The organism is Bacillus paranthracis (assembly GCF_024296885.1).
In the GTDB taxonomy this organism is placed as follows: domain Bacteria; phylum Bacillota; class Bacilli; order Bacillales; family Bacillaceae_G; genus Bacillus_A; species Bacillus_A paranthracis.
The window spans coordinates 5,048,581-5,072,812 of the sequence record NZ_CP101135.1; the positions used below are offsets into that span (position 1 = coordinate 5,048,581).

At 38.8% G+C, this 24,232-nt stretch carries 29 protein-coding genes; 2 read left to right on the forward strand and 27 right to left on the reverse strand.

The window, feature by feature from the left end; genetic code table 11:
- Positions 1-5: 5 nt before the first annotated feature.
- The 16 genes from atpD to NLJ82_RS26245 form a co-directional block, all read right to left on the reverse strand.
- A complete protein-coding gene (gene atpD / locus NLJ82_RS26170; protein WP_001032591.1) occupies positions 6-1,412 on the reverse strand; it encodes a F0F1 ATP synthase subunit beta in 1,407 nt (468 codons plus the stop codon).
- A 119-nt stretch (positions 1,413-1,531) separates the two neighbouring features.
- A complete protein-coding gene (gene atpG / locus NLJ82_RS26175; RefSeq protein WP_000157696.1) occupies positions 1,532-2,392 on the reverse strand; it encodes a F0F1 ATP synthase subunit gamma in 861 nt (286 codons plus the stop codon).
- Positions 2,393-2,800: 408 nt separating this feature from the next.
- A complete protein-coding gene (atpA, locus tag NLJ82_RS26180) occupies positions 2,801-4,309 on the reverse strand; it encodes a F0F1 ATP synthase subunit alpha (RefSeq protein WP_000027518.1) in 1,509 nt (502 codons plus the stop codon).
- A gap of 11 nt (positions 4,310-4,320) precedes the next feature.
- Entirely contained in the window at positions 4,321-4,863 is a 543-nt protein-coding gene (atpH, locus tag NLJ82_RS26185) for a F0F1 ATP synthase subunit delta (RefSeq protein ID WP_000064683.1), read from the reverse strand.
- Positions 4,860-5,366 carry a F0F1 ATP synthase subunit B gene (atpF, locus tag NLJ82_RS26190; protein ID WP_001142617.1) on the reverse strand — a complete coding sequence of 169 codons (507 nt, stop codon included), beginning with the start codon at positions 5,364-5,366 and terminating at the stop codon, positions 4,860-4,862. The genes atpH and atpF overlap by 4 nt, the downstream gene beginning before the upstream one ends.
- A 129-nt stretch (positions 5,367-5,495) precedes the next feature.
- Positions 5,496-5,714 (reverse strand): F0F1 ATP synthase subunit C, encoded by a 219-nt coding sequence (atpE, locus tag NLJ82_RS26195; protein WP_000052064.1) that lies wholly within the window; start codon positions 5,712-5,714, stop codon positions 5,496-5,498.
- 56 nt (positions 5,715-5,770) lie between these two features.
- Positions 5,771-6,490, reverse strand: coding sequence for a F0F1 ATP synthase subunit A (gene atpB, locus NLJ82_RS26200; RefSeq protein ID WP_000399870.1), 720 nt, complete (start codon positions 6,488-6,490; stop codon positions 5,771-5,773).
- Positions 6,491-6,497: 7 nt separating this feature from the next.
- Complete coding sequence (locus NLJ82_RS26205) at positions 6,498-6,890, reverse strand: ATP synthase subunit I (protein WP_000567600.1); 393 nt, start codon at positions 6,888-6,890, stop codon at positions 6,498-6,500.
- Positions 6,890-7,114 carry an AtpZ/AtpI family protein gene (locus NLJ82_RS26210; protein ID WP_001171223.1) on the reverse strand — a complete coding sequence of 75 codons (225 nt, stop codon included), beginning with the start codon at positions 7,112-7,114 and terminating at the stop codon, positions 6,890-6,892. The genes NLJ82_RS26205 and NLJ82_RS26210 overlap by 1 nt, the downstream gene beginning before the upstream one ends.
- Before the next feature lie 26 nt (positions 7,115-7,140).
- Entirely contained in the window at positions 7,141-7,254 is a 114-nt protein-coding gene (locus NLJ82_RS26215) for a DUF4024 domain-containing protein (protein ID WP_000232961.1), read from the reverse strand.
- A 378-nt stretch (positions 7,255-7,632) separates the two neighbouring features.
- On the reverse strand, positions 7,633-8,262 hold the full coding sequence (gene upp, locus NLJ82_RS26220; RefSeq protein ID WP_000517539.1) for a uracil phosphoribosyltransferase: 630 nt from the start codon (positions 8,260-8,262) through the stop codon (positions 7,633-7,635).
- A 271-nt stretch (positions 8,263-8,533) separates the two neighbouring features.
- Positions 8,534-9,775 carry a serine hydroxymethyltransferase gene (gene glyA / locus NLJ82_RS26225; protein ID WP_000349818.1) on the reverse strand — a complete coding sequence of 414 codons (1,242 nt, stop codon included), beginning with the start codon at positions 9,773-9,775 and terminating at the stop codon, positions 8,534-8,536.
- A gap of 216 nt (positions 9,776-9,991) precedes the next feature.
- Positions 9,992-10,564: a TIGR01440 family protein gene (locus NLJ82_RS26230; protein WP_000136362.1), complete on the reverse strand. Its 573-nt coding sequence runs from the start codon at positions 10,562-10,564 to the stop codon at positions 9,992-9,994.
- 66 nt (positions 10,565-10,630) lie between these two features.
- Entirely contained in the window at positions 10,631-11,074 is a 444-nt protein-coding gene (rpiB, locus tag NLJ82_RS26235) for a ribose 5-phosphate isomerase B (protein ID WP_000869919.1), read from the reverse strand.
- 95 nt (positions 11,075-11,169) lie between these two features.
- Positions 11,170-11,610, reverse strand: coding sequence for a low molecular weight protein arginine phosphatase (locus NLJ82_RS26240; protein ID WP_000832384.1), 441 nt, complete (start codon positions 11,608-11,610; stop codon positions 11,170-11,172).
- 246 nt (positions 11,611-11,856) lie between these two features.
- The gene (locus NLJ82_RS26245; protein ID WP_000473666.1) at positions 11,857-12,354 is read right to left on the reverse strand and encodes a PTS sugar transporter subunit IIA; all 498 of its coding nucleotides are present in this window, start codon (positions 12,352-12,354) and stop codon (positions 11,857-11,859) included.
- A 387-nt stretch (positions 12,355-12,741) separates the two neighbouring features.
- Here NLJ82_RS26245 and NLJ82_RS26250 point away from each other — a divergent pair, with 387 nt between their 5' ends.
- The gene (locus tag NLJ82_RS26250) at positions 12,742-13,128 is read left to right on the forward strand and encodes a DoxX family protein (protein ID WP_000968618.1); all 387 of its coding nucleotides are present in this window, start codon (positions 12,742-12,744) and stop codon (positions 13,126-13,128) included.
- Positions 13,129-13,287: 159 nt separating this feature from the next.
- Complete coding sequence (locus NLJ82_RS26255) at positions 13,288-13,899, forward strand: flavin reductase family protein (protein ID WP_000949040.1); 612 nt, start codon at positions 13,288-13,290, stop codon at positions 13,897-13,899.
- Between the two features lie 194 nt (positions 13,900-14,093).
- On the opposite strand, the gene NLJ82_RS26260 is transcribed toward NLJ82_RS26255, so the two are convergent.
- The 11 genes from NLJ82_RS26260 to glpX form a co-directional block, all read right to left on the reverse strand.
- Positions 14,094-14,372: a DUF3935 domain-containing protein gene (locus NLJ82_RS26260; RefSeq protein ID WP_000197470.1), complete on the reverse strand. Its 279-nt coding sequence runs from the start codon at positions 14,370-14,372 to the stop codon at positions 14,094-14,096.
- A 230-nt stretch (positions 14,373-14,602) separates the two neighbouring features.
- Entirely contained in the window at positions 14,603-15,151 is a 549-nt protein-coding gene (locus tag NLJ82_RS26265) for a manganese efflux pump MntP (RefSeq protein WP_000142468.1), read from the reverse strand.
- Between the two features lie 77 nt (positions 15,152-15,228).
- Positions 15,229-16,269 (reverse strand): L-threonylcarbamoyladenylate synthase, encoded by a 1,041-nt coding sequence (locus tag NLJ82_RS26270; protein WP_000557336.1) that lies wholly within the window; start codon positions 16,267-16,269, stop codon positions 15,229-15,231.
- Between the two features lie 108 nt (positions 16,270-16,377).
- Positions 16,378-16,836, reverse strand: coding sequence for a GNAT family N-acetyltransferase (locus tag NLJ82_RS26275; RefSeq protein ID WP_000758436.1), 459 nt, complete (start codon positions 16,834-16,836; stop codon positions 16,378-16,380).
- 49 nt (positions 16,837-16,885) lie between these two features.
- Positions 16,886-17,752 (reverse strand): stage II sporulation protein R, encoded by an 867-nt coding sequence (spoIIR, locus tag NLJ82_RS26280; RefSeq protein ID WP_002092582.1) that lies wholly within the window; start codon positions 17,750-17,752, stop codon positions 16,886-16,888.
- A 112-nt stretch (positions 17,753-17,864) separates the two neighbouring features.
- Entirely contained in the window at positions 17,865-18,716 is an 852-nt protein-coding gene (prmC, locus tag NLJ82_RS26285) for a peptide chain release factor N(5)-glutamine methyltransferase (protein WP_001267032.1), read from the reverse strand.
- The gene (gene prfA / locus NLJ82_RS26290; RefSeq protein WP_000887065.1) at positions 18,716-19,783 is read right to left on the reverse strand and encodes a peptide chain release factor 1; all 1,068 of its coding nucleotides are present in this window, start codon (positions 19,781-19,783) and stop codon (positions 18,716-18,718) included. Before prfA ends, prmC begins: the two co-directional genes overlap by 1 nt.
- Positions 19,784-20,173: 390 nt before the next feature.
- Positions 20,174-20,761 carry a thymidine kinase gene (locus tag NLJ82_RS26295; RefSeq protein ID WP_000280862.1) on the reverse strand — a complete coding sequence of 196 codons (588 nt, stop codon included), beginning with the start codon at positions 20,759-20,761 and terminating at the stop codon, positions 20,174-20,176.
- A gap of 108 nt (positions 20,762-20,869) precedes the next feature.
- A complete protein-coding gene (locus NLJ82_RS26300; RefSeq protein ID WP_000643437.1) occupies positions 20,870-21,115 on the reverse strand; it encodes a type B 50S ribosomal protein L31 in 246 nt (81 codons plus the stop codon).
- A gap of 399 nt (positions 21,116-21,514) precedes the next feature.
- A complete protein-coding gene (gene rho, locus NLJ82_RS26305) occupies positions 21,515-22,786 on the reverse strand; it encodes a transcription termination factor Rho (protein ID WP_001053898.1) in 1,272 nt (423 codons plus the stop codon).
- Between the two features lie 405 nt (positions 22,787-23,191).
- Positions 23,192-24,157, reverse strand: coding sequence for a class II fructose-bisphosphatase (gene glpX / locus NLJ82_RS26310; protein ID WP_000442333.1), 966 nt, complete (start codon positions 24,155-24,157; stop codon positions 23,192-23,194).
- Positions 24,158-24,232 lie beyond the last annotated feature (75 nt).

The following is a 24,232-nucleotide window of genomic DNA, read 5'->3' on the forward strand; positions in this document are numbered from 1 at the left end:
AGGCCTTACGCCATCATTTTCTTCGCGTTTTCAATAACTTCTTCAATGCCACCAACTAAGCGGAATGCATCTTCTGGAAGGTCATCATATTTTCCTTCTAGAATTTCTTTGAAACCACGAACTGTGTCTTTTACAGGTACGTAAGAACCTTTTTGACCTGTAAACTGCTCCGCTACGTGGAAGTTTTGAGATAAGAAGAATTGAATACGACGAGCACGATGTACAACTAACTTATCTTCTTCAGATAACTCATCCATACCTAAGATAGCAATGATATCTTGAAGCTCTTTGTAACGTTGTAAAGTTTGCTGTACTTGACGAGCCACTTCATAATGCTCTTCTCCTACGATTTCTGGAGAAAGTGCACGAGATGTAGATGCTAATGGATCTACGGCTGGGTAAATACCCATTTGTGTTAAACGACGCTCTAAGTTTGTTGTTGCATCTAAGTGAGCGAACGTTGTAGCTGGTGCTGGGTCAGTATAGTCATCGGCTGGTACATATACCGCTTGGATAGACGTGATAGACCCTTTATTTGTAGATGTAATACGCTCTTGTAATTGACCCATTTCTGTTGCAAGTGTTGGTTGGTAACCTACCGCAGATGGCATACGGCCAAGAAGGGCAGATACTTCAGAACCTGCTTGCGTGAAACGGAAGATATTATCGATGAACAGAAGTACGTCTTGTCCTTGCTCATCACGGAAATATTCAGCCATTGTTAAGCCTGTTAATGCAACACGTTGACGTGCTCCAGGTGGCTCGTTCATTTGTCCGAATACCATCGCAGTTTTCTTAATTACGCCAGAATCGCTCATTTCGTGGTATAAGTCATTACCCTCACGAGTACGCTCACCTACACCAGCGAATACAGAGATACCACCGTGCTCTTGTGCGATGTTGTTGATTAACTCCTGAATTAATACTGTTTTACCTACACCGGCACCACCGAATAGGCCGATCTTACCACCCTTAATGTAAGGAGCAAGTAAGTCTACTACTTTAATACCAGTTTCAAGAATTTCTACTTTAGTAGATAATTCTTCGAATGCAGGTGCTTGACGGTGAATTGGATCACGACGTACATCCGCAGGAACCTCACCATCTAAGTCAATAGCATCACCTAATACGTTAAATACGCGACCAAGTGTTGCATCACCAACTGGTACAGAGATTGCTTTACCAGTATCTTCTACTTCTGTGCCACGAACAAGTCCATCTGTGGAAGACATCGCAACTGTACGAACTGTATCATCACCTAAATGAAGTGCAACTTCAAATGTTAAGTTAAGTTCACCGTTTTCGTTGCTCTGTTTTACCGTAAGGGCGTTGTAGATTTCTGGTAGCTTTCCGCCATCAAACTTAACGTCTACAACCGGACCCATGATTTGCGTAACGCGCCCTTTATTCATCGGGTTCCCTCCTAGCTTTCTTTTAATTAGCCAACTTTCTACGAACAGTTAGCTTTTCATTTTTTATTAGTTTATAGCTTACGCGACTCTTTTGACAGAGCCGCCTACGCTTTTTATTACTATTCTAACGCTGCTGCTCCACCAACGATTTCCGTAATTTCTTGCGTAATCGCTGCCTGACGCGCACGGTTGAATGAAAGTGTAAGTGAATCGATAACTTCCATTGCGTTGTCTGTAGCACTCTTCATTGCTGTCATACGCGCTGCGTGCTCACTTGCTTTACCGTCTAGTAATGCACCGTACACTAAGCTTTCTGCGTATTGTGGCAATAGTACTTTTAAAATTTCTTCTTCAGAAGGTTCGAATTCATAAGCTGTCGTCGGTTTATCAGACGCCACATCAGTAAGCGGTAAAATTTTATTTTCCGTTACTTCTTGTGAAATTTTACTTACGTAATGGTTGTAGTAAATATACAGCTCATCATAAGCACCATCTGCGAACATCGCAATTGCTCGAGAAGCAAGGTCTTTAATATCAGTAAATGATGGGTGGTCAGATAATCCAACTACTTCATCAATGATGTTAAAGCCGCGACGTTTTAAATAATCACGTCCTAGTCGTCCAAGCACAATAATTGAATATTGGTTTGAATCCATATTATGACGTTCACGAATTACGTTACTTACTGTACGTAATACGTTACTGTTATAACCACCTGCTAGTCCGCGATCAGATGTAATAACGATGTATCCTGTACGCTTTACAGGACGCGCATTTAGCATTGGATGATTAATTCCTTTACTTCCTTGCGCAATGCTCGCTACTACTTCTTGAATCTTTTCCATATACGGAACGAAAGATTTAGCATTTTGCTCTGCACGGTTTAACTTAGATGCAGATACCATCTCCATCGCTTTCGTAATTTGACTCGTTTTCTTTGTCGAGTTAATCTTCGCTTTTATATCGCGTAAAGATGCCACAGGTTTTCACCACCTTTTTTCCGGAAGTTGGCACGATTAGTAAGAATCCTCTTCCTAATCTACGTTGCAAGATATTCTTGCTCATGATTGAAGGAAAAGAATAGGTGCACCTACTCTTTTCCTTTACATAACCGTCAGCAATCTCAGAAATTGAGATGCCTTTATATATTATCTAGCTCCAGCGGCTTGAATGCTCGGTGGCTTCACTTCTTCCTACGAGGCAAAAACCGCCTCTTCGTCAGAAGCTCCATCCCCCTCACATTCAGGACGAGCCGCTTCCGCTTTTATTAATCTAGTTCCGCCTCCTAGCCCCTTTCGTCTAAGAACCTTCCCCACGAGAAGGTAAAAATCACCTTCTGTGGGAAAGAACCTTAGCCGATGGGGCTAAACAGTCGGCTTCACTTTTTATTACTCAGAAGCTACGAATACTTTTTTAAATCCGTTAATTGCTGCTGCAAATTTGTCGTCATCCGCAAGTTTCTTAGTTGTGCGGATTTCTTCTAATAAGTCAGTCGCATTAGAATCTAACCAAGCATGGAATTCTTCTTCGAAACGAGTGATATCTACTACTGGGATATCATCTAGGAATCCACGTGTTAAAGCGTAAAGAATGATAACTTGTTTCTCTACACGTAACGGTTTGTGTAATCCTTGTTTTAATACCTCAACAGTACGAGCACCACGGTTTAGTTTCGCTTGAGTTGCTTTATCTAGGTCAGAACCGAACTGAGCGAACGCTTCTAACTCACGGTAAGATGCAAGGTCAAGACGAAGTGTACCTGATACTTTACTCATTGCTTTAATCTGAGCAGATCCACCTACACGAGATACAGAAGTACCCGCATCGATCGCTGGACGTACGCCAGAGAAGAATAGGTCAGATTGTAAGAAGATTTGTCCATCCGTAATTGAGATTACGTTTGTTGGGATGTAAGCTGATACGTCCCCTGCTTGTGTTTCGATGAAAGGTAGTGCAGTTAAAGAACCGCCGCCTTTTGCATCACTTAATTTTGCTGCACGCTCTAATAAGCGAGAATGTAAGTAGAATACATCCCCTGGGTAAGCTTCACGACCTGGAGGACGACGTAATAGTAATGACAGCTCACGGTAAGCTGCTGCTTGTTTTGATAAGTCATCATATACTACTAATACGTGTTTACCATTGTACATGAACTCTTCACCCATTGTTACACCAGCGTAAGGAGCTAGGTATAATAATGGAGCTGGTTGAGAAGCAGATGCAGTTACAACGATTGTGTACTCTAATGCACCATGCTTACGTAGTGTTTCTACTACGTTACGTACAGTTGATTCTTTTTGTCCGATAGCTACGTAAATACAAATCATATCTTCATCTTTTTGGTTAATGATTGTATCAAGCGCAACTGCTGTTTTACCTGTTTGACGGTCACCGATGATTAACTCACGTTGACCACGGCCAATTGGTACAAGAGCGTCAATCGCTTTAATACCTGTTTGAAGTGGCTCATGAACAGATTTACGATCCATTACACCTGGTGCTGGACTTTCGATTGGACGAGTGTTTGTTGTATTGATTGGGCCTAAACCATCAACTGGTTGACCTAATGGGTTTACAACACGACCAATTAGTTCTTTTCCTACTGGTACTTGCATGATGCGACCAGTACGACGAACTTCGTCACCTTCACGGATTTCTGTGTAAGGTCCTAAAATGATAATACCTACGTTGTTTTCCTCTAAATTTTGTGCTAGTCCCATAACGCCGTTAGAGAACTCTACAAGTTCACCAGCCATAACGTTATCAAGACCATGAGCACGCGCGATACCGTCACCAACTTGGATAACTGTACCAACATCACTAACTTCGATTTCAGACTGATAGTTCTCGATTTGTTGCTTTATCAGTGCGCTAATTTCTTCAGCTCTGATGCTCATGTGCTTCACCCCTATCTATTCTTCATTAATTCACGCTGAATACGTGCTAATTTTCCTTGTAAACTTCCGTCATAAATGCGATTTCCAATACGTACTTTAATGCCGCCTAGTAAATCTTCATCTACAACATTTTTTACGCGAATTGCATCTTTTCCTGTTCTCTTTGCAAATGCTTCTGCAATGTTAAGCTTCTCTTCTTCCGATAGAAGACGAGTAGAATATACAGTTGCGTCCGCTACGTTACGTTCTTCATTAGCAAGAACAACATATTCATCTGCAATTTCAGGTAAGATATCAATGCGCTTGTTATCAATTAAAATATATAACGTATTTAAAATAGATTCAGAAACAGACCCGAATACGTTTGCAAGAAACGTTTTCTTTTGTTCCTTTGAAATGTTCGGTTGCGTTAAAAAGCTATGTAGTTCTCCGTTCTTTACATAAACGTTTTGTACAAGGCGTAATTCCTCTTCAAACATTTCTAATACGTGTTTTTCTTTAGCAATTTTAAAAAGAGCGACAGCATAACGTTTTGCTACAATCCCATTGCTCATCGCGCTTCTCCTACTTCTTTAATATAATCGCGAATTAACTTCACTTGATCTTCTTCTTTTAATTCTTTTTCAATTACTTTAGAAGCAATTTGAACAGATAAAGAAGCAACTTGTTCTTGTAAAGCAGCAATCGCTTGCTCTTTTTCGCGTTGAATTTCTTGTACAGCAGATGCTTTAATTGATTCTGCTTCTTCTTTCGCAGCAGCAACAATAGCATCTTTTTGATCTACAGCTTGTTTTTTCGCTCTTTCGATTAACTCTTGTGCTTCAACACGTGATTGTTTTAACATTTCACGTTGTTCTTCTACTAACTTCTTCGCTTCAGCGTTACTTCTTTCTGCAGCGTCGATTTCATTAGTAACATGCTCTTCACGTTCTTTCATAATCCCCATTAAAGGACCCCACGCGAATTTGCGTAGCATTACTAATAGAAGTAAGAAAATGAACAATGTATAAGCAATCGTTCCAAATGGAATGGCAGCCCCTAATAATAAAGTTGGCACAAGGATTCACTCCCTTCAAAATATCTAAATTGATCATATGAAAAAAAAAGACATACGTTTCGTTCATAAAGCAATGGCGAAGAAAGTTCGGAAAAACACTCTTCGCCATCTATGTAAGGGGAGTCTCCCTTATTTGTTCATTACGATGAATGCAATAACTACACCGATGATTGGAAGTGCCTCAACTAAAGCAACCCCGATGAACATAATTGTTTGAAGTGCGCCTTTTAATTCTGGTTGACGAGCAACACCTTCGATTGTACGTGATACGATAAGACCGTTACCAATACCTGCACCTAATGCTGATAAACCAATTGCAATTGCAGCTGCGATTACACCTAAACTCATTTAATTTGTCCTCCTTTGTATTATAAAAAAATAAATTTTTTCTTACTTAAATTATATTAATGGTCATGACTTACTTTATGAGCCATATAAACCATCGTTAACATAACGAAAATAAATGCTTGGATTGATCCAACGAATACACTGAATCCCATCCATGCTAACATCGGCACAAGTGCACCTAATGCTCCAAGGAATGATGCTCCGCCCAGCTTAGCAAGTAATCCTAATAAGATCTCACCTGCATAAATGTTACCAAATAAACGAAGACCTAACGTTAATGTGTTAGCAAACTCCTCAATAACCTTTAATGGGAATAAGAATTTCATAGGTTGGAAATAACCTTTTACGTATTCTTTCGTACCCTTCATCTTAATTCCATAATAATGGGTGAGGGTAACTACCATCACGGCTAATGTTAATGTAACTGCTGGATCAGACGTTGGTGATCTCCACCATGCAATATGTTCGCCAGCTTCAGTTGCTGAATACATGAATGGTAAACCAAGGAAGTTCGATACGATGATAAACATGATAAGCGTAACGCCAAGCGTTAAGAAACGTCCACCTGTTTTCCAGTCCATCGTACTATTGATAATCCCTTTCACGAAGTCAAACACCCATTCCATGAAGTTTTGCATTCCTGTTGGGCGAAGAGCTAAGCTGCGAGTTCCGATAACAGCGATTAAGAAAACAATAACTGCTGCTACAGTAACCATCATAACTGATGACAAATCGAACGTTAAACCTAGAAATTCAACTAATTTACCGTGTTCCACTAGTAATTCACCTCTCTTCCCTGCTCTTATACTCTAAATAAAGAAAATCTATGATCATGACAAGGTATCCTGTCAGCAATCCTACACCTAAGCCCCACATCGCAATTAACTCTTGATATTTGGCTGCAAATAAAATTAATAACCCAATCGTGGCGAATCTTGAATATGTACTTACCGCTGTCGCCTTAAACTTCACGTTTTCTCCATTTGTCACGCGATCCAACAGCTTGTCTGTCCTACGTGCAATGATGCGCAAACTAAGAAAACTGAAAATCGTTCCGATAATCAGTCCAAGAAATACATCCTTGTAAGAGGTGAATCCCCATCCTAGCACTAGAAGCGCAAGCAAGTAGTACATATATTTCTTTTGTCTTTGGACAAGTCCATGTACGTCTATCATCATTGCTCTCCCGAATAGTAATGTCGAATGAGTCGAATCATTGCGTATACCCCTGTTCCTAATCCGAGTAATAACCCTATAATAAGAAACAATGGAAACGTTCCAACCTTATTATCAATCCACTGCCCACCAAAGATCCCAACAAGAATAGAACCGACTAACTGAGCAAGAATACCTGACATTAAAGCATAAGCTTTTATATGGCTGCGATCGTTTTTTTGCAAGGATTCATCCCTCCAATATGTAACCCTCATTCACGATGTGTTAATAATAACTCATTTTTTTGCATAAATCCTATACAAAATAAAAAGTTTACATTTTCGTCACGGAATAGATGTATTTTTGTCACTGAAAGCCCTACCATCTATCCCCGTTGTTAGCATACAATAGGGTATTAACAGTGTCAACGAGAAATCGTAAAAAATCAAAAAATTTGAGTATTAGTCATTTCCTCCCAAAAATGAAAACGTTCCCCTTCTAAATACTGGTTAGAGATATGCAATTTCTAACAGTTTTCTCTTTATAATAGAAGGAAATGTTCACAAGTTTGTCACTATTATATTTTTACGATATAACGCTTTCCTTCCATAATATAGTGCTCTTTAGACGTAAGACTTCTATATTATATGTGATGTGTATGCAACTTATGTTGTATATACTATGTATATTTATCCTCTCCCCTCCCCTACTTGCTTACATCAAAAAAGACGAGCTGAGGAATCCCCCCTGCTCGTCAGTTGTCTTACTTCGTTCCGAATAAACGGTCACCAGCATCACCAAGACCTGGTACTACATATCCGTGGTCATTTAATTTCTCATCTAATGCTGCTACATAAATATCAACATCAGGATGTTCTTCTTGTACTACTTTTACTCCTTCTGGAGCTGCAACGATACACATTAATTTAATTTGTTTTGCGCCGCGCTTTTTCAGAGAGTTAATTGCTTCAGCTGCAGAACCACCTGTTGCTAGCATCGGATCTAGTACGATAAAGTCACGCTCTTCTACATCCGTTGGAAGTTTCACATAGTATTCTACCGGTTGCAATGTTTTAGGGTCGCGGTATAAGCCAACGTGTCCTACTTTTGCTGCTGGAATTAATTTCAGAATTCCATCAACCATTCCTAAACCTGCACGTAAAATCGGAATTAAACCAAGTTTTTTACCAGCGATCACTTTTGTTGTCGCTTTGCTTACAGGAGTCTCAATTTCAATGTCTTTAAGTGGAAGATCGCGAGTAATTTCAAAAGCCATTAAGCTTGCTACTTCGTCCACTAATTCACGAAAATCTTTCGTACCTGTATTCTTGTCGCGAATATATGTAATCTTATGTTGAATTAACGGGTGATCAAATACATACAGTTTTCCCATGTGAATCTCTCCTTTAGATGATATTCATGCGTTTGCACGCTTTTTTACACTATTTACGATTGTAAAGAAAACGCTACTAATATTCAAGGGCAAATTTGGAAAAGTCATGATTTCCGATGAATCTATCTAGTATCTTTACCAATTATGGGAGCTGTATCCTTCATTATATCGCCAAAATTTATTCATCATTTGTATACATACTTAAGGAACAATATATGTCCACAAAAAAGACTGCTAAAACAATTATGTCTCAGCAGCCTTCTTCAATCTATTATAGATCTGTGTACATTGGGAATTTGCTCGTTAACGCTTCTACACGCTTACGCGCTTCTTCTAATGCAGCTTCATTTTCATGATTTTTTAATGTGTAAGCAATAAGTGACGCAATTTCATCCATTTCTTCTAAACCGAAACCACGAGATGTTACAGCTGCTGTACCGATACGTACACCACTTGTTACAAATGGGCTTGCTGTTTCAAATGGAATTGTATTTTTGTTCACTGTAATACCAACTTCGTCTAATACGTGCTCTGCTACTTTACCTGTGATTTCTAGGTTACGAACATCAATTAGGATTAAGTGATTGTCTGTTCCACCAGAAACAAGTGTAAGTCCTTCTTTTTGAAGACCTTCAGCTAAGCGGTTCGCATTGTTAATGATATTTTGTGCATATGTTTTGAAATCATCTTGAAGTGCCTCACCAAACGCAACAGCTTTTGCAGCGATTACGTGCATAAGTGGACCACCTTGAATACCAGGGAAGATTGATTTATCAATTTGTTTTGCAAATTGCTCTTCACATAAAATCATACCACCACGTGGACCACGTAATGTTTTATGTGTTGTTGTTGTAACGAAATGTGCATGTGGCACTGGATTTGGATGTAAACCAGCCGCTACTAAACCTGCGATATGTGCCATATCAACCATTAAGTATGCGCCCACTTCATCTGCAATCTCACGGAATCGTTTGAAATCGATAACACGAGGGTATGCACTTGCACCTGCAACGATTAATTTTGGTTTATGTTCTTTCGCTTTTGCTAATACATCATCGTAATTAATACGGTGAGATTCAGCATCCACGCCATATTCTACGAAATTATATTGTACTCCACTGAAGTTAACAGGGCTTCCGTGTGTTAAGTGACCACCATGAGATAAATTCATACCAAGTACTGTATCGCCTTGCTCTAAAATCGTGAAGTATACTGCCATGTTCGCTTGTGCACCAGAATGCGGTTGAACATTTACGTGCTCTGCGCCGAAAATTTCTTTTACGCGATCACGTGCGATATCTTCTACTACGTCTACATGTTCACAACCACCATAGTAACGTTTCCCAGGATATCCTTCAGCATACTTATTCGTTAAAACAGAACCTTGCGCCTCCATTACTGCTTCACTTACGAAGTTTTCCGAAGCAATTAACTCAATCTTCGAACGCTGTCTTCCTAGTTCTGCCTCAATTGCAGCAAATACCTTTTCATCTTGACGTTTTAAATGATCCACCAAAATCCCCCTTTTCTGAACGAATTACATCGATTCCCAACAGTTTTTTCTTATTTATTCAGAAAAAACGAAAATTCAGGTTGTAATTCTTTCGAACCTTCATGTTTTCAACTACATTCTAACATGACTTTCTATATCATAAAAGAAAAAAAAGACCGAAAATCGGTCTTTTCTTTCTTCTATAATAAAGTCAGACAACATACCTTATTCATAACTTTAACGGCAAGTGATAGTCTCTTCCTTCGCCGCATAAACAGCACGTGCTCCACCAATTAGCTTTCCACGTGTTGTTGCCATCGTTACATGTGCACTTCCAATTTCCTTCACACTAGTACGAACCGGAACAGCTACGTGCTTTAAATGCATACCGATAAATGTATCACCAATATCCATTCCCGCATCTGCTTTAATAAACTCAATTACTACCGGATCCTTCAAATTGTGATAAGCATATGTTGCTAATGCACCACCTGCTGATCTAACAGGCGTAACTGTTACAATTTCAAATTGATATTTCATCGCCAACTCTTTCTCAACTACTAAAGCACGGTTTAAATGCTCACAACATTGAAACGCCAACTCAATACCTGTTTGTTCTTGAAATTGTTTTAACTCAGAAAAAATCGCCTCTGCTACTTCCATCGTTCCTGATGTCCCAATTCTTTCTCCTAGCACTTCGCTCGTACTACACCCCACTACAAAAATTTGACCACTTTGTAATGAAGCTTGTTCTTGGAAATCAGAAAGCGAAATTTGTAGCTGTTCTCTTACCTTTACGATTTCTGTCATTACGCCTCTTCCTTTCACAGGTTGGTTCACCAAATTATATTTCCTACTGCTTCTAGTTAGAATCTATTACTTTGCTTCGTATGTTTTAATTTTTCCTACGCGGTTTTCGTGACGGCCGCCTTCAAATTCAGTTGTTAACCAAATTTTTGCGATGTCGCGTGCTAGACCAGCACCAATTACACGCTCGCCCATTGCTAACATGTTTGTATCGTTATGCTCTCTCGTTGCTCTCGCACTGAAAGTATCATGAACTAAGGCACAACGAATACCATTTACTTTGTTTGCAGCAATTGACATACCGATGCCTGTCCCACAAACTAAAATACCACGATCTACTTCGCCATTTGCTACCATTTCCGCTGCTGGAAACGCAAAATCAGGGTAATCAACAGAACCAGCTTCACATTCACAACCTAAATCAATATATTCAATATTTAACTCTTCTAATAAACTTACAAGTTCTTTACGGATATTCATACCGCCGTGATCAGATGCTACTACTACTTTCATTTTTACCCCTCCAAAGTTTCAATCCATTATCTTCATTCTCACTTAACCCTTTAATGGGACGAAGTGATCTCCAATATCGTATTATACACGAAACATCAACCTTCTGAATGTTTTTTCAGTAAAGTTTGTACAAGTTTTTCCATCTCTTCTAATGTTTCTTTATAAATAGAGAGAGATCCGCCGAACGGATCTGAAATATCCTTACTCATCCCCTCAGTTACTCCATATAATGTATCTACTTTCCCTTCAACACTTGGATAATGCCCAAGGATAATTTCCTTATGGTTTTCCGTCATTGTTACTACAATATCTGCCCAATCAATTAAGGCTTCGTTTACCTGCTGCGAAGCATGATCGATTGCAATTCCCTTTTCAGCTAAAGCTTCCTTTGCATGTACCGACGCATCACTTCCAGGATAGGCGAAAACACCAGCAGATTGCACTTCAAACTTACCTTCTCCATAATGGCGCAGTAACGCCTCAGCCATCGGACTACGGCATGTATTTCCAGTGCAAACAAATAATACTCGTTTCATCTAAACCCACCCCTTTTCTCTATTTCCTTCCTTTTATCATAGCGTACATTACAATAGAACAAAAGAAATGTGAATATACGAAAGGCGCATTTCTCTTATATTTTTTCTAAGAAAAATGCGCCTTATCCACATATATGTGAAACCCTATTTCCAAGTGCCCAAAGTATTTTACCATATATAAGGAACAGACTACAAAACAAAATAAGGAATCCATTTCATACGAAACGGATTCCTTTCATGTGATAATTATTTCATTGTAACTTTCATTACTTCTGTTGAACCTTTTGTAGCAGTTACACCTACAGTTGTCTTAATAGACTCAGCTGCATCTGTGTTTGTAATAACGATTGGAGTAATTGTGCTTTTCGCTTTTTCACGAATTAATTCTAAGTCGAATGAGATTAATTTATCTCCAGCTTTTACAGCTTGTCCTTCAGAAACGTGAGCTTCAAAACCTTCGCCTTCCATTTTTACAGTTTCTAATCCAACGTGGATTAAAATTTCTGTACCGTTTTTCGCTTTAATTCCAATTGCATGTTTCGTGTGGAATAATTGTACGATTTCGCCATCAACTGGAGATACAACTACACCTTCAGTAGGATCGATTGCAACACCGTCACCCATCATACGACCAGCGAATACTGGATCTGGTACTTCTTCAATATTTTTCACCGCTCCAGTTAATGGAGCTACAATTGTTTCTTCATTTGTTTTTGAACCAAGACCGAATAATTTTTTAAACATAGGATAGTCCTCCTTATAATTTACCTAAAAGTTTATAGGGCAATCTCTATTAAAGATCAGAATAAACGTAAGACTTCATACTTCGAATATTATACTGTAAAAACGCTTTCGAAATAAATTACGTCATTACTACTAGACTCTTATTGTAGCGTCTCACAAAATTCCAGTCAATTCTGATTGTCTGAATAACAATAAGAAGTTAACTTCTACTTATATTTTCTCTTTTTTTACCTAACTTGTCTAGAGGTCTTTACTACATTTTATTTTTTGTTGTTAATTTGTAAAATTTTTTTCAAACTTTTTCCGAAATCCACTTGACTAAAGTAAGTAACTATTTTATTATTACTTACATAAGGTAAGTTAATAACTTTTAGGAGGTTTTCAAAAATGATGGATTTCGGTCTTCTAATTATTCGTCTTATTATAGGTATTACATTCATGGGTCATGGTGCTCAAAAATTATTTGGTTGGTTCGGCGGTTACGGTTTAAAAGGAACAGGTGGCTGGATGGAATCAATCGGTTTACGCCCTGGTGTATTTATGGCATTTATGGCTGGCGCAACTGAACTATTAGGTGGTTTCTTATTCGCATCAGGTATTTTCACTGCAATCGGTTCATTATTTATCGTTGGAACAATGTTAATGGCGATCTTCACTGTTCATGGAAAAAACGGTTACTGGGTAACTCAAAATGGATATGAATATAACTTAATGTTAATCGCTGTTGCAATTGGTGTAGCTTTAATCGGTCCTGGCGCATACGTTTTACTATAATTTTTATCTTGAATTCGAGATTATTTAGGTGGAACTTACTTCATTGTGGTTGAAGTAAGTTCTTTTTATGTAATAAAAATATTATTTTCAGCAGGAGTTTTCCACTAACATCTTGTAAACAAACAATAAGTCGTCATATTTAGAAAGGGGATTTCAATCATGTTATCCATTAATCCAAATGAACAATCGGAAAAAGAGAATTACAAATTACTTACAGGAAGTATTATTCCACGCCCTGTCGCATTCGTTACTTCTGTAACAAAAGACGGCGTATTAAATGGAGCACCATATAGTTATTTCAATATTGTTGCTGCTAATCCGCCACTTATCTCAGTTTCTGTACAACGAAAAGCTGGAGAAAGAAAAGACACTTCCCGAAACGCAATTGAAAAAGGAGAATTTGTCGTACATATCTCTGATGAATCATATGTAGCGGCAATTAACGAAACAGCAGCAAATCTCCCTCCAAATGAAAGTGAAATTGAATTAGCAAAATTAACACCAATTGAAAGTGATGTCATCTCCGTTCCAGGTGTAAAAGAAGCAAATATTCGAATGGAATGCGTGCTAGAACGCGCAATCCCCCTTGGCGGAACAGAAGACTCACCAGCTTGCGATTTACTAATCGGACGCGTCGTTCGTTTCCATGTCGCAGAACACCTATACGAAAATGGACGCATTCATGCCGAAGGACTAAAACCAGTAAGCCGCCTAGCAGGACACAACTACGCAAAACTAGGAGAACAATTTGAATTAGTGAGGCCAATCTAAAAGCGGAAGCGGCTCGCTCAGAATCGCAGGCTATTTGGAACTCTCGACCTTGAAGCGCTTTTTGCTTCGAGCGAGAGAGTGAAATGGCCGGAGATTCTAGCCGCTGGAGCTGGATAATATCTAAAAGTAAAGGCGGCTTGATTCCTTCCACCACTCAAACATAAAATCCCCTGCTAAATAGCAGGGGATTTTTATCATTGTAATTCTTCCTTCTTTTCTTCTAAAGCCGGTATCTTCTCTTTTTTCGGTTTCCCAAGCTTAATTACGAAGAAGTAAAGGGAAAGCAATGTAATAAGAAAAACAATTAAAAACGGGTATGGAGAATAAAAAGCACGCGCTGCCTCCGTTTTCCCCGCAACAAACTTCAATGACTCAATATCTAAAAACTCAGCAAACATTTGTACACCGAGCATACTAAACCAAAAAACAAAAAAACTAATAATAATACCAAAAACTTGCTTCAATCTCGTCATCCATCTCATCCTTTCTATATGTTTAATTTTTTAGCGCAATCAGTATAGTACAAACAAAACTATGCACAGAAAGGAACTATCCTATCATTCGCGAATTAATTTAATCCAACCTAAAATTGAAATTTGTAAAATAATACCCCAAATAATAAGCAGTCGTAACCATCTAGGAAAAAAGTTACAAATCGAATATACCATTCCAATAATTTGTTCATAACGCCCTCCCCCTAAAATTATATAGGAAAAAGGAGATATAATCCAAATCCAACCAAAATGATACCACCTACTATCTCACCATATGTACCGAGCATACCTTTCGCATGCCTGCCAATGAATAAACCAGTCCACGCTAATAACATACTAATAAATCCAAAGAGTAATATCGTAATAACTGTCTGTGCTCCGTAAATACCAAGACTAAGCCCTACTGAAAAACTATCTATACTAACACCAAATGCAAATACGAATAAACTAATTCCAATAGGGGCTGTTCTAGTCTCTTCATTCTCTAAAATAGAGGAATACACAATATAAAATCCTAGTCCTATTAATAATATAGCACCTGCAAAATGTGCAATGTCTCCATACTGCTCTGATAAAAAACGACCTAATACCATCCCAATAAATGGCATGATAATATGAAATATCCCTATCGTCACACCGATATACAGGATCTGTCTTATCTTTAAGGCCATCATTCCCATACCAAGACTCACCGAAAATGCATCCATCCCTAAGGCGAATGCCATAATTATTAAAGGTATTAGCTGTTCAAACGTCATTCATGTCCCTCCTCGGACGTGCTACTTCACAATATGCTTATCCGAGGAGAAATATTCTGTTTGCTAATCGTACCTTATCATTCAGTAATAATATGATGTCCTGCCGCTTTTGTTAAGCGATTCATAATCGCGTTTCCTATTCCTTCATTCGGGAACGATTCACTAAAAATAACATCCACTTCACTTGCATCAAACGTTCTAAGTACATCATATAATTTAGTCGCAACGCTAGCTAAATCACTTCGAACACCACATGATAATACAACATCCGCATTATATATATGGTGATACTCTTCTGTCGTTAATACACCTACTTTGAATCCTTCTTCCTTCTTCTCATCCACAAGGCGCTGGATAAACTCACGTGATCCTTCAACGATACTGAGCGGCGCTTTCGGTGCATAATGTGTATACTTCATTCCAGGTGATTTCGGTTTTTCCTTCTCATCCTTTAGAGCCGGATCTAAAGAAACCGTGCCAATCACCGCTTCCAATTGTTCTTTCGTAATCCCACCCGGGCGTAATATCGTTGGAACAGCGCTCGTACAATCAATTACAGTCGATTCAACACCGACTCCTGTTGCACCACCATCTACAATACCTGCGATTTTCTCATTTAAATCTTCATATACGTGAGATGCTAACGTCGGGCTTGGACGACCTGAACGATTCGCACTCGGTGCTGCAACAGGTACATTTGCCTCTTCAATAAGAGCAAGAGCTACCGGATGATCAGGCATCCTCACTCCAACTGTATGAAGTCCTGCCGTCACCTTCTCTGAAATTCCTTCTTTTCTAGGTAAAATAATTGTTAACGGACCTGGCCAAAAATGCTCCATCAACTTCTCTGCAACTGGCGGAATTTCCTTCACAATACCATCTAACTGCGATTTTGTACCGATGTGGACAATAAGTGGATTATCACTCGGTCTTCCTTTCGCCTCAAAAATTTTCGCAATCGCTTCATCATTCATCGCGTTTGCACCTAGTCCATATACCGTTTCTGTAGGGAAGGCAATCGCCTCATTTTCCCTTAATAATTTTGCTGCTTCTTGTAACTGTGGATAATATTTTTTTCTTTCCACAACATTATCCACAACCCACATATTTGTATGCATTTTTTCCCACGTCCTTTTCTACCCTGAAATACTTGTCTATTTTTAGTTTACTATGAGATTTATCCAAAAGACAAACAAGGTTTATCCACAAAATGTGGATAAACCTAATTAATCCGTGGATAACTTTGTGAATAGCTGACAATTTAGTATTATTGCATTTGGCTCTTTTATATTTTTACAAAAGTGTTCTAACTGTCGAATTCCCTCTGGTACGTCCTCTTTCTCTATAGTAACAAAGTCAAAAAACTGAAAGATTGTTATAGATTGTGGATGATTTGTTAGTAAGTACAATTGTCGAATATTTTTTTCTTTCATATACTGCAAAAACATTTCAAAAAAATATAAGAAAGTCTGTTTATCCACATTAGGTGTGAATAAACAAGAACGAATAAGTGCGTTTTTTTCACTTTGTTCATATCCGATGACTGCCCGTATTTCTTCCGCCTCTTCCAAAATCATAAACTGTGCGTACAACTCATTTATTTTATCATCTTTTTTATTAGCTTGTCCGAAAAAAGAATGCAATCTTTCCACATCTGCCTTCGTCGCAAAATATACCTTCTTCATAATAAATCCCTCCTCTTTTTTATATATGAGAAGGGATTTACGAATAGTACTATTTAGAGAATAAAGATGTAAAAGCTTCTACAATAAATAACTTAACTTCCGGCTTTTCTTCTTCCTCTTCTACTTTTACATACTCATTTCGCTTTTCTTGTTTTTGTTCCACAGGTTTCTCCACTTTTTCCACAGTTTTTGTTTCCTCTTTACTTGCAGGTTGTTCTTCTACTTTCGTTTCATTTTTTACTACTTTTTTTTCAGAAGCTGTTACTTTTTTTGCGACTTCCTGCTTTACAACTTTCTTTTCTTTCACCTCATCCTCTTTTTTCTCTTCTGCATTTACTACTTCTTCATCATCTATTTGTTTCACTTGCTCCTCTTCAGGAGATTCAGCCTTCACAACATGTTCTTCTTTCCTTACAGCTGTACCACTTGAGAAATCTAAGAAACACATCGGTGGAAATAATACACACCACCAGTTTGCCCCTTCACCTTCCCCAATTGTAATTAAGACTGCTTCATATTCCCCTGCCGGATAAATAAAATTCCCATATACCTTTGTAGGAAACTTTACATTTTTACTGAATTTCACTTGAAATGAATCTTTACTTCCTTCTTTTTTTAACGTATTTGCCACTGTTTTTTCTATTTCTGGAATATGACTTTGAATGACCTTGCGCGCTTCTTCAAATGAAGTTAAATCAGCTACCCATCCATCAATTTGTGCTTTTACTTCATCACGCACTTTGCGCTTTAACGCCTGGTCTTTATCTGAATCACTATTTGCTAAAATCCGTAATCGAACGGCCTCTTTCGGAATAACTGAAGGCCCCTTCGCATCAGCTTTCATATATCCAAACTGCACAAGTAACTGTGCACCAATTAATAATAGAAGAAGATAAGCAATAACTTGTTTTTTCATTTCCTCCACCGTCCCTTCTACAAACATTGTGGACAGACTTTCATCTTTCTAAACTATTAAATTCAAAATCTATATGAATTTTTCCACAAAAAAATAGAGTAAGGTGTAAACCTTACTCCATCTCCGCAAATACCATACGATCTTTTCCATTAATATCAAAAACAACCTCAACATGAGCATGTGGAAAAGCTTGTTGTAAAAGCCCTTTCACGTCCTCACCTTGCCCTACTCCAATTTCAAATGCGACAATAGCTTTCTTCTGCAATACATTCGGCAACTCTTCCATAAAGCGGCGATAAAAATCTAATCCGTCTTCACCACCAACAAGCGCTCTCTTTGGCTCATGCTCTTTCACCACAGGAGAAAGTCCACGCCAATCTTCTTCCGGTATATATGGCGGATTTGAAACGACAACATCTAACTTTTGACCCGTTTCATAAAATGGTGATAATAAATCACCATGATAGAACGTTACTTCTGCGCCCAAGGTTTTCGCATTTTCTTTTGCGACTTTAATTGACTCCTGTGCAATATCTACCGTATACACATGAAGATTTTTATTTTCTAAAGAAAGCGTAATCGAAATCGCTCCGCTACCTGTACCAATATCTGCTACATGTAGTTTCTCATCATTAAAATGACGATCGATTCTTTCTAACACTCCCACTATAAGCTCTTCTGTTTCCGGTCTTGGTATTAATACTTCTTCATTCACAAAGAACGATCTTCCATAAAACATCTCATGACCAATCATATATTGAATAGGAATACCTTCTACATGCTTGTGGATAAACTCTGTAAAACTTTTTTCTTGTTCCGCAGTTATTTCTTCACGCATGTTCATCAATAATCCTGTTCTATTCGTCTTTAATACATGACAAAGGACAATTTCTCCCGCATTTTCATCTCGTCCATTCTCCTGTAAAAAAGAAGAAGCCCATTTCAGGGCTTCATAGACACGCATTACTCAGCTGCCTCCATCCTTTGAGCCTGATCTTCCATTACTAAGGCATTGATGAAATCATCTAACTTACCTTGTAAGATTTGATCTAACTTTTGAATCGTTAAACCGATTCGATGGTCTGTAACACGGTTTTGCGGGAAGTTATACGTACGAATACGCTCTGAACGATCACCCGTACCAACAGCTTGTTTACGGTTTTGATCATACTCAGCTTGCGCTTCTTGTCTAAACTTATCATAAACACGTGCGCGTAATACTTTCATCGCTTTTTCTTTATTCTTAATTTGTGATTTCTCATCCTGACATGATACAACTACACCAGTCGGTAAATGCGTTAAACGTACCGCTGACATCGTTGTATTAACGCTCTGTCCACCAGGTCCACTAGAAGCGAATGTATCAACACGAACATCTTTCTCATGAATATCAATCTCTACTTCTTCTGCCTCTGGTAATACAGCTACAGTTGCTGTAGATGTATGGATACGTCCACCAGATTCCGTTTCAGGAACACGTTGTACACGGTGAGCGCCATTCTCGAATTTCAGCTTCGCGAAAGCACCTTTACCGTTAATCATAAAGATAATCTCTTTATATCCACCTAACTCTGTATAGCTAGCCTCGATAATCTCCGTTTTCCAACCTTGCACCTCAGCATAACGGCTATACATACGGTATAGGTCACCAGCAAATAAAGCGGCCTCGTCGCCACCAGCAGCTCCACGAACCTCAACGATAACGTTCTTATCATCGTTAGGGTCTTTTGGTACAAGTAAAATTTTCAGACGCTCTGATAATGTTTTTTCTTGTGATTCTAACTCAGAAACCTCTTCTTTTACCATTTCACGCATTTCTGCGTCTAACTTATCTTCTAACATTGCTTTCGCATCTTTTAATTGCTCACGAACATCCTTATACTCACGATACACCTCTACCGTTTCCTGTATATCAGACTGTTCCTTTGAATATTCACGAAGCTTATTTGAATCACTAATAATTGCTGGGTCGCTTAGCAATTCATTTAACTTCTCATAACGATTTTCTACAGCTTGCAAACGATCTAACACATCATTCACCTCTACATCCTAGTATCTAATACAAATAGTATATGGTACTTACTCAAAAAAACGCAAATTATATTTAAAAGTGGCGGTGGCTCGTTCAGCTCTGACCAGCTAAAGTTCTTTCGACCTAAAGGTGCTTTTTACCTTTCGGGCGGAAGGTTCTTAGATGCGAAGAGCTAGCCACCAGAACTAGATATATTTAAAAGCGTAAGCGACTTGCTCAGAATCGCAGGCCATTGGAACCCTCGACCTTGAAGCGCTTTTTGCTTCAAGCGAGAGAGTGAAATGGCCTGCGATTCTAGCCGCTGAAGCTAGATATCACACTTAAAGCGCAAGTGGCTCACACCACTTACACTCTCTATTCTGAAAAAAACCCGCCTTGCGCAGCGAGTTTTACTTATCTTTGTTTGTAGGAACTGCATGACAATGACGACAGCGTGGTTCATACGATTCTGAAGCACCAACTAAAATAATCGGATCATCAAATGCCGCTGGTTCTCCATCAATTAATCGTTGTGTACGACTTGCCGGAGATCCACATGCAGAACATACTGCTTGTAGTTTTGTTACATGTTCAGCAATCGCCATCAGCTGAGGAACTTGTCCAAATGGTAGACCACGGAAATCTTGGTCTAAACCAGCTACAATGACACGATAGCCACGATTTGCCAATACTTGCACCACTTCCACAATGTCCCCATCAAAGAATTGCACCTCATCGATTGCAATTACATCCATTTCTTCAGTGATATGTTCAAATATATCTTTTGAAGCTGAAACAGGAACTGCTTTTACCTTTAATCCGTTATGTGATACAACGTCTTCTTCACTATAGCGATTATCAATACATGGTTTAAATACAATTGCATGTTGTTTCGCAAATTGCGTACGACGCACACGGCGGATAAGCTCTTCTGATTTACCAGAAAACATACTACCGCAAATCACTTCAATCCAACCGTTCTGATTTATTAAGTACATGAAGATCTCCTTTCATCTACTTTTTAATTAAAAGTAGGGTAAAGGTATAATATTTTCGCAAAAAAAACAGACAAGCGAATAGATACACTTGCCTGTTTTATGTTTTTATTACTTAAGACCGTATTTCTTATTGAAGCGGTCAACGCGTCCGTCTGCAGTAGCAAACTTCTGACGTCCAGTGTAGAATGGGTGAGAATCAGAACTGATCTCAACTTTTAGTAATGGATAAGTGTTACCATCTTCCCACTCAACAGTTTCGTTAGATCCTCTAGTAGATCCGCTTAAGAATTTGAAGCCTGTGTTTGTGTCCATGAATACAACTTTCTTGTAATCTGGGTGAATTCCTGCTTTCATTCTTTTCATCTCCTTCCGCCCTGAATCATTTTCGAAACAGAGTTTTTCATCTTCAGCTGCATACACAACTATATTGATGAAACACATATGATGAAATTATAACAAGGCTAACTTCATTTTGCAACTACCTGTTTTTGTCTTTTTAATTTTAAAAGCAGAAGCGGCTCGCTCAGAATCGCAGGCTATTTGGAACTCTCGACCTTGAAGCGCTTTTTGCTTCGAGCGAGAGAGTGAAATGACCGGAGATTCTAGCCGCTGGAGCTGGATATTATCTTAAAATGGAGGCCGCTCATCCAACTAGAACCAACTAATGCCCTTCCACTCATCTCTCTTTAAGATCACCTAAAAAACATAAAAAACTCGCTTACCATAAAATAAGCGAGTCCCAATCTTTTCCCTTTACTTCGTTGTTACATATCTTTTCGAATCTGCAACAATGTTTTGTAAAAATTCTTCATTTGTCTTTGTTTGACGAAGTTTACGTAAGAAACCTTCAACAAAGTCTGGTGTATCACGCATTGTTTTACGAATACCCCATAGCTTGTCTAAATGTTCTTTCGGAATTAATAGATCCTCTTTACGTGTACCAGAACGACGAATATCAATTGCCGGGAAGATACGACGCTCAGCTAATGAACGATCTAAATGAAGTTCCATATTTCCAGTTCCTTTAAATTCTTCGTAAATTACATCGTCCATACGAGATCCTGTATCAACAAGAGCTGTTGCTAAAATTGTTAAGCTACCGCCTTCTTCAATATTACGTGCAGCTCCAAAGAAACGCTTCGGTCTATGGAAGGCAGCTGGGTCGATACCACCCGATAATGTTCTACCACTTGGCGGAATAACAAGGTTGTAAGCTCGCGCTAAACGGGTAATACTATCCATTAAAATGATAACATCTTTTTTGTGCTCTACAAGACGCATTGCACGTTCTAACACAAGTTCTGCTACTTTAATATGATTTTCTGGTACTTCATCAAAAGTAGAGCTTACAACATCTCCTTTAACAGAACGTTCAATATCTGTTACTTCCTCTGGACGCTCATCAATTAAAAGAACAATTAATTCAGCTTCCGGATGATTTGTTGTAACACTGTGTGCGATTTCTTTTAATAGACTAGTTTTACCAGCCTTTGGAGGCGCGACAATTAAACCACGTTGTCCAAATCCAACTGGTGCAATTAAATCCATGATGCGTGTCGGTAACTTTTTCGGTTCCGTTTCCAATTTCATTTGGCGATCTGGGTATAATGGTGTTAATGCAGGGAAATGCACACGCTCTTTTGCTGACTCTGGATCATCTCCGTTTACAGCTTCAACTTGTAATAACCCAAAGTAGCGTTCATTTTCTTTCGGAGGTCGTACTTTACCAGAAACCTTATCTCCATTACGTAAATCGAAACGACGAATTTGCGAAGCTGAGATATAAATATCTTCTGAGCTTGGAGAGTAGTTGATAGGACGTAGGAATCCAAATCCTTCTGATTGAATAATTTCTAATACGCCTTCCATGAAGAAGAAACCTTCTTTTTCTGCTCGAGCTTTTAAAATGGCGAAGATTAACTCTTTTTTCGTTAATTTGCTATAATACGAAATTTTAAATTCTTTCGCAAGCTCGTATAACTCTTTTAATTTCATGTTTTCTAATGCTGCAATTGACAAATTCATTCAGACACCACACTTTAACGTTATTCTCTTTTCACATGGGTAAAGGGAAAAAATACGGAAGGCAAATAATTAATAATGAAAGGCAATAAGTTCAAGTAGGGTAATATTCACTATTGTAACCCTTTTATCTAGTTTTAATCAATACGTTGAAACACAAATACAAGAAGCGAAGACAAGAAAATTTGTCTTCGCTTTTTATTTAATCCAGCTTCAGCGGCTAGAATGGTCGGTGGCTAGAAGGATCAGTCATTTCACCCCTTCTGAGCAAGCTGCTTACGCTTTTTACTCAATCCAGTTCCAGCGGCTAGAATCTCCGGTCATTTCACTCTCTCACTCGAAGCAAAGAGCGCTTCAAGGTCGAGGGTTCTAAATAGCCTGCGATTCTGAACGAGCCGCTTGCACTTTTTATTTAATAACCAAGTTCGGTTTTTTATTTAAGCTGTGACGTCCGTCTACGAAGCGTACTGTGCCTGATTTTGCGCGCATAACAAGGGATTGTGTTGTTCCTACGCTACCTTTAAATTGAACGCCGCGTAATAGTTCTCCGTCTGTTACACCTGTTGCTGCGAAGATTGCATCGTCACCTTTTACTAAGTCCTCCATGCGAAGGATGCGGTTGATGTCGTCTATGCCCATCTTTTTGCAACGCGCCAATTCAGCGTCGTTTTGTGGTAATAATTTCCCGTGAATTTCTCCACCTAAACATTTTAATGCAACTGCTGCTAACACACCCTCAGGCGCGCCACCAGAGCCGAATAAAATATCTACACCTGTACGATCAAATGCGGTGTTGATTGCACCAGCTACGTCTCCATCATTAATCAATTTAATGCGAGCACCAGCTTTACGAATTTCTTCAATAATTGCTTGATGACGTGGACGGTTTAAAACTGTCGCTACAACATCTTCAATATCTTTGTTTTTCGCTTTCGCAACTGCACGTAAGTTATCGATAATAGGCGCATCAATATCGACCGCCCCAACTGCTTCTGGGCCAACCGCGATTTTATCCATGTACATGTCAGGAGCATGTAACAAATTACCATGATCTGCAATTGCAATAACAGCAAGAGCATTCCATCCACCAGCTGCTACAATGTTTGTCCCTTCTAAAGGATCAACTGCAACGTCTACACGCGGACCATATCCTGTACCTAATTTTTCTCCGATATATAGCATTGGTGCTTCATCCATTTCACCTTCACCAATTACAACTGTACCTTTCATCGGAATTGTATCAAATACATCACGCATAGCTGATGTTGCTGCACCGTCTGCCTCATCCTTTTTCCCGCGTCCCATCCAACGCGCTGATGATAAAGCTGCAGCCTCTGTTACACGTACTAACTCCATAGATAAACTTCTTTCCACGATAATCCCTCTCCTTTAAGTCTTTATATTTCTGCCGTATTTTGTGAACCGTGTTTTTCTATAAAGTGTACTTCC